General features: G+C 40.2%; 9 protein-coding genes. 6 read left to right on the forward strand and 3 right to left on the reverse strand.

Going from position 1 to position 14,403, the window contains the following annotated elements; all coding sequences use genetic code 11:
• Positions 1-5: 5 nt before the first annotated feature.
• The 5 genes from ftsZ (at position 6) to R2Q80_RS01255 (ending at position 9,077) form a co-directional block, all read left to right on the forward strand.
• Positions 6-1,640 carry a cell division protein FtsZ gene (ftsZ, locus tag R2Q80_RS01235; RefSeq protein ID WP_316797849.1) on the forward strand — a complete coding sequence of 545 codons (1,635 nt, stop codon included), beginning with the start codon at positions 6-8 and terminating at the stop codon, positions 1,638-1,640.
• A 167-nt stretch (positions 1,641-1,807) separates the two neighbouring features.
• Entirely contained in the window at positions 1,808-3,049 is a 1,242-nt protein-coding gene (locus R2Q80_RS01240) for an aminotransferase class I/II-fold pyridoxal phosphate-dependent enzyme (protein WP_316797850.1), read from the forward strand.
• Positions 3,050-3,704: 655 nt separating this feature from the next.
• A complete protein-coding gene (locus R2Q80_RS01245; protein ID WP_316797851.1) occupies positions 3,705-7,085 on the forward strand; it encodes a TonB-dependent receptor in 3,381 nt (1,126 codons plus the stop codon).
• 17 nt (positions 7,086-7,102) lie between these two features.
• A complete protein-coding gene (locus R2Q80_RS01250) occupies positions 7,103-8,632 on the forward strand; it encodes a RagB/SusD family nutrient uptake outer membrane protein (RefSeq protein WP_316797852.1) in 1,530 nt (509 codons plus the stop codon).
• Between the two features lie 268 nt (positions 8,633-8,900).
• Entirely contained in the window at positions 8,901-9,077 is a 177-nt protein-coding gene (locus R2Q80_RS01255; protein WP_047798251.1) for a histone H1, read from the forward strand.
• 113 nt (positions 9,078-9,190) lie between these two features.
• Here the strand turns inward: R2Q80_RS01255 and dapA are convergent, their stop codons facing one another.
• The 3 genes from dapA to R2Q80_RS01270 all read right to left on the reverse strand — a co-directional run bounded on the left by dapA (position 9,191) and on the right by R2Q80_RS01270 (position 12,941).
• A complete protein-coding gene (dapA, locus tag R2Q80_RS01260) occupies positions 9,191-10,078 on the reverse strand; it encodes a 4-hydroxy-tetrahydrodipicolinate synthase (protein ID WP_316797853.1) in 888 nt (295 codons plus the stop codon).
• Between the two features lie 80 nt (positions 10,079-10,158).
• Positions 10,159-12,171, reverse strand: coding sequence for an NAD-dependent DNA ligase LigA (gene ligA, locus R2Q80_RS01265; RefSeq protein WP_316797854.1), 2,013 nt, complete (start codon positions 12,169-12,171; stop codon positions 10,159-10,161).
• 89 nt (positions 12,172-12,260) lie between these two features.
• Positions 12,261-12,941: a hypothetical protein gene (locus tag R2Q80_RS01270; protein ID WP_316797855.1), complete on the reverse strand. Its 681-nt coding sequence runs from the start codon at positions 12,939-12,941 to the stop codon at positions 12,261-12,263.
• Positions 12,942-13,100: 159 nt separating this feature from the next.
• Here R2Q80_RS01270 and tyrS point away from each other — a divergent pair, with 159 nt between their 5' ends.
• Positions 13,101-14,387 carry a tyrosine--tRNA ligase gene (gene tyrS / locus R2Q80_RS01275; RefSeq protein WP_316797856.1) on the forward strand — a complete coding sequence of 429 codons (1,287 nt, stop codon included), beginning with the start codon at positions 13,101-13,103 and terminating at the stop codon, positions 14,385-14,387.
• Positions 14,388-14,403 lie beyond the last annotated feature (16 nt).

Consider the following 14,403-nt stretch of genomic DNA (forward strand, 5'->3'; position numbering starts at 1 on the left):
AAGATATGCAGTTCGAAATGTTAAAAGATAAGTCTTCAATCATCAAAGTAATTGGTGTTGGAGGCGGTGGCGGCAACGCAGTAAACCATATGTACCTGTCTGGTATTACGGGTGTGGATTTTATAATTTGTAATACCGATGCTCAGGCTTTGGAATCCAGCCCAATTCCTAACAAGGTACAGCTAGGTGCTAGTTTGACCGAAGGAATGGGTGCGGGCTCTATCCCTGAAGTGGGTAAAAACTCAGCTATTGAGAATATTGATGATATCAAAGCCATGCTGGGCAATACCACCAAGATGTTGTTTATTACAGCGGGAATGGGTGGTGGAACCGGAACCGGTGCATCGCCGATTATTGCCAAAGCAGCGAAAGAGCTTGATATCTTAACAGTAGCCATTATCACCACTCCTTTTTCTTTCGAAGGGAAACGACGCAGACTGCAGGCCGACGAAGGGATGGAGGAGCTAAAGAAATATGTGGATTCTTACCTGGTCATCTCTAACGATCGCTTACGTGAAATTTTCGGAAATCTTACCTTAGGTTCCGCTTTCGGTCAGGCAGATGATATCTTAACTACTGCGGCGAAAGGCATTGCTGAAATCATTACCGTTCCGGGATACATCAACGTGGATTTTAAAGATGTGCGTACCGTAATGAAAGAAAGCGGTGTGGCCATCATGGGATCGCATGCAGCTGAAGGCGACGACCGTGCATTACAGGCAGTGGAAGGCGCTTTAGCATCTCCATTATTAAAAGACAGTGAAATTGAAGGCGCCCGTTATATTTTGCTCAACATCAGTTCTGGTGTTCGTGAAGTAACAATGGATGAGGTTTCAATCATTACCGATTATATTCAGGAAAAAGCAGGCTTATCAGCAGATTTAATCTGGGGTAACTGTACTGATGAATCCCTGGGAGATAAACTTTCTGTAACGATTATTGCTACAGGATTCCAGACATCGGAAGAACGTGTTCATGAGGAAAAAAACAAAAAGAAAATTTCTCTGTTAACGCCTGAAGAAGCGCCGCTTGTTCGTCCGGTGGAACCAATGAACTCTTTCATTCAGCCGAAACCAGTTACGCCATCATACGAGCCGGTTTTGAAAACCAAGGAGGAAGCGCCACAGGCAGATTTATTCGGTGGCATGTTCAATAAATCAGAAGTGCAAAACGCACAGGAATCTGAGCCTGCAATCGTTCGTCACACTTTAATGGAAGAAGAGCCGCAGGCAGAAGAGCCAAATGAAAGCGGTTTCGAATTTGAAGTGAAACTGGCCGAAACGAATTTTGTTTTCGAAACTCCTGCTGTAGAAACCTTCGCAATTCCTGAACCAGAGCCGGAAGTTGAAATGCCGGTTGTAGGTCTTGATGATGATAAGAGCGACGAATCAATGGAAGAGCAATTGAGAAAATCTAAAGAACGTATCCTTCGTTTAAAAGATTTAAGTATGAAATTGCGTACAACCAATGGATTACAGGAATTGGAAAATGAGCCTGCTTATAAACGTAAACAAATGCAATTGCAACAGGTTCAACATTCATCCGAATCGCAGGTGAGTCGTTTTACATTAAGCAATGACCAGGATGGTGGTACTGAAATCAGACCTAACAATTCTTTCTTACACGATAATGTTGACTAGATCAAACCAAGTATAATTTTTAAAGCCCCGGGTAAACCGGGGCTTTTTTGGCATAAAATTGGAGCATTAAAAAGTCTTAATTGACATGCTCTGGATTAATCTGGTTGATTTTAAGCCGGATAAAACGTAAATTCGCAAAATTTTTATTATACAAAATACATAATACATTGGATATATTTGATAAGATAGCAAAACACATGGGACCACTTGGTCAACACCAGAAATGGTCTCATGGGTATTTCTCTTTTCCAAAACTGGAGGGAGAAATTGCACCACACATGCAGTTCAAAGGGAAAGAGCATTTAGTTTGGAGCTTAAACAATTATTTAGGTTTAGCCAATCACCCGGAAGTTAGAAAAGCAGACGAAGAAGCTGCTGCTCAGTTCGGTATGGCTTACCCAATGGGTGCACGCATGATGAGCGGTAACTCAAAATATCATGAGCAACTGGAGCAGGAGCTTGCTGCTTTCGTAGGAAAACCTGATGCATTCTTATTGAACTACGGTTATCAGGGTATGGTATCCATCATTGATACTTTGGTGGATAGAAATGATGTGATCGTTTACGATGCGGAGTCTCACGCCTGTATTATTGACGGCCTTCGTCTTCATATGGGTAAACGTTTCGTTTATAAACACAATGATATCGACAGTGCCCGTAAACAACTGGAACGTGCTACCAAACTGACAAAAGAATCTGGTGGTGGTATTCTTTTGATCACTGAAGGTGTGTTTGGAATGAGTGGTGCACAAGGTAAATTAAAAGAAATTGTAGACCTTAAAAAAGATTTCGAGTTCCGTATATTAGTTGATGATGCTCACGGTTTTGGTACCATGGGTAAAACAGGAGCAGGTACGCACGAAGCGCAGGATTGTATTGAGGGCATAGATGTTTACTTCGGTACATTTGCCAAGTCAATGGCCGGGATCGGTGCCTTTGTTGCATCTACTGAAGAAATCACCAATTTCCTGCGTTATAACATGCGTTCGCAAACATTTGCCAAAGCATTGCCAATGCCAATGGTTATCGGTTTATTGAAGCGCTTAGAGCTGTTAAAAAGCCAGCCAGAGTTAAAAGATAAACTTTGGGAAATTGCTACAACCTTGCAAAAAGGTTTACGTGAGCGTGGATTCGATTTAGGGGTAACTGATTCTGTGGTAACACCGGTTTTCTTAAAAGGAGAACTTACAGATGCTACAGCGATTACCTTCGACCTTCGTCAGAACTATGGCATCTTCTGCTCAATTGTGGTTTATCCGGTAATCCCGAAAGGAATGATTGAGCTGCGTTTAATTCCAACGGCAGTACATACCCTGGAAGATGTTCAGCGTACCTTAGATGCATTCAGCGAAGTAGCTGAAAAGCTCGAGAATGGTTACTATAAAGAAAACCAGTTTCAGATCGCATAAGGCAATTTCAATATATGAGCCGGTCAATTTTGGCCGGTTTTTTTTTGCCTTTTTTTCTTTTATCTCCAATTGCAGATCTGACTTGGGGATAATTTTGCTTCTGCAGCGAGGTTGTAATAAAAATATTGCAAATTTTAATGATCGGCAACCGTGTGCAGGCTATCTTTCTGGTTTTCAGTTATTTTTTTATTGTAATAGTTTTAAAATAATGTGCTAATTATTCCAAAATATTTAACATTTATTAAAGAAAGTGTTAAATAATTGTGGATTTATTCATTCTTTTCTACTTTCGCCCCAAGGAAGGGGTTGATTTTTGTATATTTTCTATTCGAAATACTCCTTTCAAATTACCTCTCAAATTAGCATTCATCCATTATGGATGTAATGCAAAAACTAATCAAAGATTTCTGTTTTAACTCTCCATGCCAGGACGATGCTCGTGGCCTGAATCTATTGTGTGCATTAGATTGGATTGGTATAATCAGAAATTTGGAAAAGGGAAATAAATGTTAAACTTAAAAAACCAGGCAATTTGAACAAACCCTACTAAAATCATCCTAAAAAACAGATCTGCAGATCTACAGTCAGTTAGCGCTGACACCTCATGGGCTTATAAGCCTACATTCACTAACTAGTAAAAACCAAACAACAAAACATGAGAGATTGTCTACAATCCCAAGGCAATGTAATATTGCCTGATTCATGCCATGATGCTAAAATTGAAATAACAGGAATACTGTTTTTCAAAGCAGTAATCGCGGCCCTTGTCCTATTTTTATTCACGGCAAATGCATCGTTCGCCACTATTTATTCTGCTCAACATTCGTTATCATCAGCTGCGCCATTGATAGTTGACAGAACCGTTACAGGGATCGTAAAATCTGGTGATGATAATTTACCAATTCCAGGCGCGGTTGTACGCGTAAAAGGAACTTCCTTAGTTGCATCGACGAATAGTGATGGAAAATTCACAATTAAAGTGCCTGCAGAAAGTACCACACTTGTATTTTCATATTTAGGTTATGAAACCAAAGAAATTCTGTTAGGAGCTTCGAACTCAGTTAATGTGACTTTAACAATATCTTCAGCTCAGCTGGCTGACGTGGTAGTAGTTGCTTTCGGTACAGCTACCAGGGAATCTCTTGTAGGAGCTGTTGCGCAGGTAAATGCAGATGATCTTGGCAAAAGACCGATTACCAATGCCATGGCTGCGTTAGAAGGCGCTGCACCAGGTATTCAGGTAAATAATACATCTGGCCAGCCTGGAGCTGAACCTACCGTAAGAATCAGAGGCTTTACAACAATTAACGGAAGTAATACACCATTATACGTAATTGATGGCGTAGTTTTTGGCGGGAACGTTTCCGATATCAATCCTGCAGATATTGAGAGTATTTCTGTGCTTAAAGATGCTTCTGCTACCACTCTTTATGGTAACCGGGCTTCTAACGGGGTCATCATCATGACAACGAAAAAAGGACGTAAAGGATCCAGCAGCCTGAATCTGATTGCCAATCAAGGCTTTTATAACAGAGGAATCAAGGAGTACGAAAAGCTGAATGCCAATGAATATATGGAAGCCATGTGGCAGGGGTACAAGAATTATTTGCTTACAAGTGATCCAACCACTTATTCTACCGCGGCGCTTGCCGGCGCAAGGGCAACCAGCAATTTAATCAGTGATTATTTAAAGCTTAATATATACGATAAACCCTCAACCCAGTTATTTGACAGCAATGGTAAATTAAGGTCAGATGCATCAATCCTTCCAGGTTATTCGGGCGATTTAGATTGGTATGAGGGTTCGCTTCGCACCGGTCACCGTCAGGATTATACCCTTAATGCCACTAATTCTAACGAGAAATCCAATTTGTTTTATTCAATTGGTTATTTAAATGAGAAAGGATATATCACCAATGCAGATTTTAAGCGTTTGACTGGTAGAATCAATGCAGATATTCAGGCTAAAAAATGGTTGAAATATGGCTTTAATTTGTCTGGATCTCATCAAAAGACAAACTTGACAAACGGATCTACAAGCAGCGCTGGTTCTTATACCAACGTATTTAACTATGCCAGACAAATAGCTCCAATATATCCTGTTCACTTGCACGACATCACCACGGGTGAATATACCCTTGATGCATCTGGAAATCAATTGTATGATGATGGTACCAATACCCGCAATCAGTATGTTGGAAGACACTCCATCTGGGAGAATGATTTAAATAAGGACACGGGTTTTCGTAATACATTGGCCGGCCAAGCCTATGTTGATATCAAATTCTTAAAAGATTTTACCTTCACAGTAAAGGGAGATTTAAATGTAAGGAATGATGAAGAGCAGACCTACGACAATGCCTTGATTGGCGATGGAGCTGGAAATGCAGGACGCGCATCACGTACCACTTATCGTTATAAAAATTATACCGCTCAGCAGTTGCTGAACTGGGAGAAAAAAATAGGTCTTCATACTTTCGATGCTTTAGTAGGACATGAAAACTATTATTATAACTATAACTACCTGTACGGTTATAAAACAACCGAGACCTTCGCAAATGCGACTGAGCTGGTTAACTTCAATAACATTACAAACTTAACAGATTATCAGGTAGACTACCGCACAGAAGGTTATTTCAGTCGTGGCCGCTACAATTATGATAATAAATATTTCCTAGAGGCATCATTCAGAAGAGACGCGTCTTCCAGATTTTATTCGGGCTCGAGATGGGGTAATTTCTGGTCAGTAGGTGGAAGCTGGATAATATCTAAAGAGGCATTCTTCAAACCACTTGCAACAGTTGTGAATAACTTAAAACTGCGTACATCTTATGGTGAGGTAGGTAATGACTCTGGCGCAGGATATTATTCCTATTATGATTTGTATGCGTTGAGACAAAATGCGAATAAGTCTGCTTTGACCATTTCTCAGTTTGGAAACAAAGACCTGAAATGGGAAACTTCATCTTCTTTTGGTGCTGCAATTGAAGGGCGTTTATTCGACCGCGTGAATTTTAGTGCTGAATATTTTGATAAAGGATCTCAAAATTTACTCTTTGATTTAAACCTGCCTTTGTCTGCCGGTGGTACCTCCACCTCTGCAGCTGAATCTGTAATTCAAAAGAATGTAGGTAGCATATCAAACAGAGGTTTAGAGCTCGCCCTGGATGTAGACATCATTAAAAGTAAGGATTGGAACTGGAACGTAGGAGTTAATGCGACCTTTATGAAAAACAAAATTGTTCGCCTCGCTGATGAAAACAGCCAGAACGGGATTGTTTCAGGGTTGTATAAATACATGGAAGGGCATGGCGTGTATGATTTCTGGACCTATCAGTATGTGGGTGTAGATCAGATGACTGGAAATTCACTTTATCTTGCAGACACGCAGAATTTTAATGTTGCCGGATCTGCTCCTGGAAAAACAGATTTACCTAGTCAATACCTGGTGAATATCAATGGCCAATACTATACCACCTACACCACCTATGCGAAAAGAGATTGGAGCGGCAGTGCTATTCCAGATGTTTATGGCAGTTTTTCTACTAACCTGAACTGGAAGAATTTTTCTCTATCGGGAATCTTCACTTATGCCCTTGGCGGGAAAACTTACGATTATTCGTATGCTTCCTTAATGAGTATGTCTGGAAGTGTGAGTGCATTGCATAAAGATTTATTGAGTGCGTGGTCTGGAGTTCCCGCGGGTATGACTGCTACTTCTGCTGACAGGATTGATCCTAACGGAATTCCAGTAATTGATTATGCAAGAAGTGATAAAAATAACGCGACTTCATCAAGGTTCTTACAGGATGGATCTTACCTGGTGATCAAAAACATTGCGGTAGGATACCAGTTGCCAGCTTCATTCACCAATAAATTTGATGTTTCTTCGGTGAAAGTAAATTTTGGAATTGAGAACCTATTCACCTTTACCAAATTACAGGGCATGAATCCTCAGCAGTCATTCGCCGGAACAAGCCAGAACGCATACGTGACTCCAAGGGTATTCTCTTTGGGTATTAATGTTGGATTTTAATATTAATCTTGATTAACATGAAAAAAACACTTTTTCTAACAATATTTTCAGCTTTGGCATTTCTTTCTTCATGTAAGAAAGAATGGCTTGAAACTGAACCGACTTCTTCAACAAGTACTGCAACAGTATTTGAAACCACCGCTAATGCAAAACTTGCCATCAATGGTCTTGCCAAACTGATGACCACCCAATACCTGAGTTCACAAGGATTCAATGGTGAGGGAACCATTAAAATGTATTATGGTAACTACCCCGGAAATAACTTCTTTGTTAACCTTTCAGGCTGGGCAACGATCATCAATGGAACTTTAAATGAAAATGTTTCAAGCACTTATGATTATTATCCCTGGTATTATTACTACATGATTATCGGTAATGCAAACGCTATTGCCAATAATATAGATGCAGCGAGTGGTCCTTATGCAGATAAACAATTTATTAAAGCGCAGGCGCTTACTTACCGGGCCTACTGCTATATGATGCTTGCCCAGCTCTATGGAAACAGATGGTCGGATTCAAACAATGGTTCAACTCCTGGACTGGTATTAAGAACCGAATCTACCACAGGAGATATGGCAAGATCAACCCTGCTTGAAACTTATAATCTAATCTACAGTGATCTTAATCAGGCTATCAGCCTGTACGCCTCATCAGGAAAATCCAGAACCACCAACTATGAGGTGAATGCAAATGTTGCTTATGCAATCTATGCCCGGGCAGCACTTAACCGTCAGGATTATGCAAATGCAGAAAGCTACGCAGTTAAAGCCAGAACAGGTTACGCATTAATGTCTGTTGCCGACTATAAAGCAGGTTTCTCAAATGCTACCTCAGAGTGGATCTGGAGCAGTTATGGGGCTTCGGATGAAACCCTTTATTATTACTCATATTTCTCTTATATGGCTTATAATTCTTCGGCAAGTGCGGTAAGGTCTACGCCGAAATGTATCAGCAAAGAACTGTTCGATCAGATTCCTGCTACCGACATTAGAAAGTCATTGTTTTTAGATCCAACGGGCTACAGTTACACCACCTCAACAGGAGTTGCAGGAACTGCGCTCAAGGCAAGAGCATTTGTTTTGTATCCAAATATATATAGCACTTCAACCGTATATGCATATATGCAATTCAAAGTGGCAGCAAATGATCAGCCTGGTGTTGGTAATCTAAACCATTTCCGCTCATCTGAAATGTATTTGATTGAAGCAGAGGCTAAATATTTCCAAAACAAGGATGCCGCAAGTATTCAGAATCTTTTAATCGAGCTTAATAAGACATCAAAAAGAGATGAGAGCTACACCAACACCAAAACGGGTGCCGCTTTACTGGGTGAAATTAAGAAATACCGTGCCATTGAATTATGGGGTGAAGGATTTGACTGGTTTGATATGAAAAGATGGGGAGATAGCATAGTGAGGAAAGCTTATGCCAATGGGGGTAACTTTATTACCAGTTTGGCTATTACCATTCTACCAACAGATAACAATAAATGGACCTGGAAAATTCCATTGAAGGAAACAGATAATAACCATTTGGTAACAAATTAATCGTTGATCAAGCGGGGAAGTTTCACAAGAGATTTCCCCGCTTTGGTATTATTGCTTCCAATTAAAGCTTTATCTTCATCGGATAAAAGCCATAAACCTTCACATCTACCAATTGCAAATAAGTTGTGCTTAGATCGATTGATGTGGAAAAAAAGCACTTTAAATTGATTATTTTCTTGGATAAAAAGTTCTTTAATTGCAACAAAGCCTTTAAATTAGAGTTAGATAATTAAAACTCAAACCTTTAAAATTACAGGAGTACTAAGAAATGAAAAAATTTGAAGAAGTAAAAAGTTTAATCGCAGCTTTGGAAGCTGATGCAGACAAGTTTTATACTAAAGGAAACAGCGCTGCCGGAACACGTGTTCGTAAAGGCATGCAGGATTTGAAAAACCTGGCTCAGGCGATTCGTTTGGAAGTTCAGGAAACTAAAAACAAAGATTAACGGATAAAAGATATTTATAGAAAACGCCCACCCGGATATGGCATCTGAGTGGGCGTTTTGATTAACCGGGAAGCTGAGTGGATATTACTGCAATTTACCGGTCGTAGCTATATTTAAGCCAGCTGGCTTAATTTCTCTATTTCTTTAATGATCGATTCATTTAAGCCGCCAGATGCTTTTATTAATGGCAATCTAACAGTATCGCCACATACATCCAAATGCTTTAAAGCGGCCTTAATTCCTGCCGGATTACCCTCTGCGAAAGCTAAACGCGTAAACTCCACCAAAGCTAAATGAGCTGGAGTAGCGGCTTTAAAATCGCCAGCGAGACATGCTCTAACCATATCAGAAAACTGACGAGGCAATGCATTACCAACAACGGAAATAATACCAGCTGCACCCAGAGCGATCATCGGTAGGGTAATGGGATCGTCTCCGGAGATCAACAGAAAATCTTCAGGCTTGTCTCTCAGGATCTGATTGAACTGATCAAAACTGCCGGAAGCTTCTTTTGTAGCCACGATATTTTTGAAATCATGTGCCAACCTGCAAGTGGTCTCCGGGCTCATGTTGCTCATGGTGCGACCAGGAACATTGTATAATATTAAATCTAAAGGAGAAATCTCTGCCAGGTATTTATAATGCTGATAAATGCCTTCCTGAGTAGGTTTATTGTAATACGGGCTAACTGATAATATGGCACTGTAGCCTGTAGTATCAAAAGCTTTAATGTCTTCGGCAACAGCCAAAGTGTTATTTCCGCCAATGCCAGCTACTAAAGGTAATCTGTTATTATTAATTTCAGCAGTATATGCCCACACCTTCTTCTTCTCGTCCTTGGTCATCGTAGCGGTTTCGCCGGTTGTACCTAAAGAAACGAGGTAATCTATCCCTCCGTCGATCAAATGATTAATCAGGTTTTTTAACCCATTATAATCAACAGATCCATCTGTGTTGAAAGGTGTAACCAATGCTACACCAGTACCCTGAAATTTGTTCATTACTTATTTATAATTATTGAATTTTGAATCTTTAAAGCACGCTTCACGTATACATACACACTTTCTTTGATTCAGGCAATTTATTTTAACATTTCTAAAAGTTCCTGATCGCTAATGATAGGTACATGAAGTTTGGTAGCCTTTTCCAGCTTCGATGGTCCCATATTATCTCCTGCTACCAGGTAATTTAGTTTTCCTGAAATTCCACTCAGAATCTTTCCTCCGTTGGCCTCGATTATGTCCTTCAACTCATCGCGACTGTAGTTTTCAAAAACGCCCGAAATTACGAATGTTTTTCCAATAAGTTTATCACTGGCAAGCTCAATTAGCTTTTCTTCAATTTCAAAGCGTAATCCTGCTGATTTTAATAATTCTACCTGCTCTAAATGCTCTTTTTTTGCAAAGTATTCAACAATACTCTCTGCAATACGCTGACCGATTTCATCAATAGCAATCAGTTCATCTACACTTGCTTTTGACAAGTTATCGATATTCTTTACTCCGGCAGCAAGTTTTTTAGCAACTGTTTCACCCACATAGCGAATACCCAAACCAAACAGAACCTTCTCAAAAGGCATCTCCTTTGATTTTTCTATCCCTGAAAGCATATTCTCGATAGACCGCTCCCCGAATCTGTCGAGGGTTTTTAGCTGATCGGATTTTTGATACAAGGTGTATAAATCGCTAATGTGGTTGACGAGGCCGTGACGATAGAAGGTTTCTATGGTTTCATCTCCCAAACCGTCAATGTTCATTGCTTTGCGGGATATAAAATGCTGAATTTTCCCCACAATCTGCGGCGGACATCCTTCATCGTTAGGGCAATAATGTACCGCTTCACCTTCTTTTCTGATCAATTCAGTTCCGCATTCCGGGCAGTTATGCAAATAGTGTACTTTTGGGGACCCTGCAATTCGTTTTTCCAGATTTACTTTGATGATCTTTGGAATGATTTCACCGCCTTTTTCCACAAAAACAGTGTCCCCCTGATGTAAATCGAGTCGCTCAATTTCATTGGCGTTATGCAAAGTGGCCCGCTTTACCGTAGTTCCGGCTAGTAATACAGGTTGTAAGTTTGCCACAGGCGTAACCGCCCCTGTTCTGCCTACCTGATAGGTTACCTTATTTAACACCGTTTCAACTTCCGCAGCTTTGTATTTATAAGAGAATGCCCAACGCGGCGATTTAGCGGTAAAGCCTAATTCCTGCTGTTGTGCATAACTATTTACTTTGATCACGATCCCGTCTATATCGTAACTGAGCTTAAATCGTTCCTGCTCCCAATGGTGAATAAAGTTGAGTACGTCATCTATATTTTCAACCAACCGGTTATGTTCACATACATGAAATCCCCAGTCTTTAACTGATTGTAAACTCTCCCAATGGGTTTTAAATTCGTTTTTATCTGTATAAAGGAAATAAATAAAGCCATCCAGCGGACGCTTTGCAACTTCCTTGCTATCCTGCATTTTTATCGTTCCTGAAGCAAAGTTTCTGGGATTGGCATAAGGGATTTCTCCCAGCTCTTCCCGAGCAGCATTTAGCCTCAGAAAGGCGGCCTTATGCATAAATATTTCCCCCCTGATCTCAAAATGCTCTGGCGCTTTACTCGTTTTAATTTGATGGGGGATGGTGTGAATGGTCTTTACATTGCTGGTTACGTCGTCACCCTTTGAACCATCACCTCTGGTTACTGCTCTGATCAGCTTTCCATTTTCATAAGTTAAACTCATCGACAAGCCATCAAACTTCAGCTCGCAAACATATTGAAAGTTATCCCCTATTGCTTTTCTTATGCGATCATCAAAATCTCTCAGATCTTGTTCATTATAGGTGTTACCCAATGATAACATGGGGTATTTATGCTGTACGGTAATGAAATTTTTGGTTACATCGCCACCAACCCTTTGCGTAGGGGAGTTGGGATCAGCAAATTCTGGATGGGCTGCTTCGAGTGTTGCAAGGTGTTTTAATTTCTTATCAAACTCATAATCACCAATGGTAGGCATCGCCAAAACATAGTAATTATAATTGTGCTGGTTTAATTCCTCAACCAGGGCATCCATTTCTTCTTTTATTGCATTCAGCGACATATCGCAAATATAAAAAAAGCAAGGGAGGGTTGTGATGAGGCCGTGAAATAATTTTCAAAGCTCTATAAAGCAATTAACCTGAATCAGACTTAAGGGGTTTGAAGTTTAATATCTATTTCCCTGAAGATGTCCATAAAGTCTTTTTCCAAAACATTCTTGAATGCTTCAAGCTGGATGGTGAGCTGCTGTAGTTGAATTTCGGTCATCGTTTCCGGCCATACCCGCATGCAGATTCTGTTCAGTGCATAACTGATGTTATCGAGCTTTTGATAACTTAATAAATATTTACTGCTGATAAAGTCGGCTAAGAATCTAAAAAAGACATCCTGATTTTTCAATCCGCAGTGTTCCAGAAAATCGGTGAGCGCTTTTTGCTCAACAGCTTGCAGGTTGTTATAAAAGCCAGTCACCTGGATATAGTTCTCTTCAATAAGTAAGTGATCCAACAGTAATTCCAATCCGATATGCGCCAGGAAAGAGGGCCTGACGTGTGTATGCTCTACAATGGGCTTGATGAGTTGCTTTAATTCAGCGGTTTTTTCAAAAAAGAAGTTTGAGGAGTGGAAATATAAATCAACTGCCAGATGTCTTTTCCATCCGGCAAGCAACGCCTCCTCAGCCGGGTTTCCTTTAAACAGGAACTCATTTTTTTGAGGGTATAAATTAGCTTCTTTCGACGCATTTTTAATTAAATCGGGAAGCACTGTGCCCATTACCACATTGGCATCATCACTTAACCGGTCAAAATAGTAATGGGAAAGAAAGTTCATCGGGGATAAATATATGATTTATCACTTTACTTTATTGTCATTTCAGTATTAAAGAAATCCCTGCTGCAGCTGTTTTGAAAATGTGGTCATAGCCATATTTAAATTTTAATGGTTTCTAAGCTAAAATTTTATCTTTGCACGCAAATTAATTGTAATACAATGAAGAATTTTGTTGAAGAGTTAAGATGGCGGGGCATGTTGCATGATATCATGCCGAATACCGAGGAAAAGTTAAATGAAGGTATGACCTCTGGTTATATTGGTTTTGACCCTACCGCGGATTCATTGCACGTTGGTCACCTGACTCAGATTATGACTTTAATTCATTTTCAAAATGCAGGCCATAAGCCTTTTGCTTTGGTTGGCGGAGCCACGGGAATGGTTGGAGATCCATCAGGAAAATCGGATGAACGTAATTTACAGACGCCCGATATGATTGAGCATAATCTCAAAGGCATGAAAAAACAACTATCAAAATTTTTAAAATTTGAAGATGGTGGTAATGGAGCGGTAATGGTAAACAATGCGGACTGGTTCAAAGATATGAATCTTTTCACCTTTATCCGTGATGTGGGAAAACACATTACCGTGAATTATATGATGGCCAAGGACAGCGTAAAAAGGCGACTGGAAGGTGATTCTGGTCTGTCATTTACCGAATTCTGCTACCAGCTTATCCAGGGGTATGACTTTTACCATTTATGGAAAAATGAAAACTGCCTGGTGCAAATGGGCGGTTCAGATCAGTGGGGTAATATTGTTACCGGTACGGAACTGATCAGAAGGAAAGATTCGGGAACTGCCTATGCAATTACCACTCAATTAATCAAGAAAGCCGATGGCACCAAGTTTGGTAAAACTGAAAGCGGGGCGGTTTGGCTGGATCCGGAGAAAACCTCTCCGTACAAATTTTACCAGTTCTGGCTGAATGCATCGGATGATGACGTAAAAAAATGGATCAGAATCTTTACGCTTAAAACCAAAGAAGAGATTGAATCATTGGAAAAAGAGCATGAAGCTGCACCACATTTACGCATTCTTCAAAAAGCCCTTGCTGAAGACATCACGGTGAAAACACATTCCCTGGAGGCATTGGAAACGGCAATCAAAACTTCAGAATTTTTGTTCGGAAACGGATCACTTGAGTTTTTAAATGGTTTAGCTGACAAAGCCGTTATTGATATTTTTGATGGTATTCCTCAGTTCATCATTTCCAAATCAGAGCTGGCGGCAGGAATTGATGCTGCCACACTTCTGGCGGAGAAATCTACTGTTGCTCCATCCAAAGGCGAGGCAAAGAAGCTGGTGCAAGGGGGAGGGGTTGCTGTTAACAAAGAAAAGATCAAAGAATTTTCACAGATTTTTAACAGTGAAAACCTGATTAACGATAAGTTTATCGTTGTACAGAAGGGTAAGAAAAACTACTTTCTGCTGATTGCAGAATAATAATAAGTGAGTCCCG

Origin of the sequence: Pedobacter frigidisoli (assembly GCF_032678525.1) — a bacterium.
Taxonomy (GTDB): domain Bacteria; phylum Bacteroidota; class Bacteroidia; order Sphingobacteriales; family Sphingobacteriaceae; genus Pedobacter; species Pedobacter frigidisoli_A.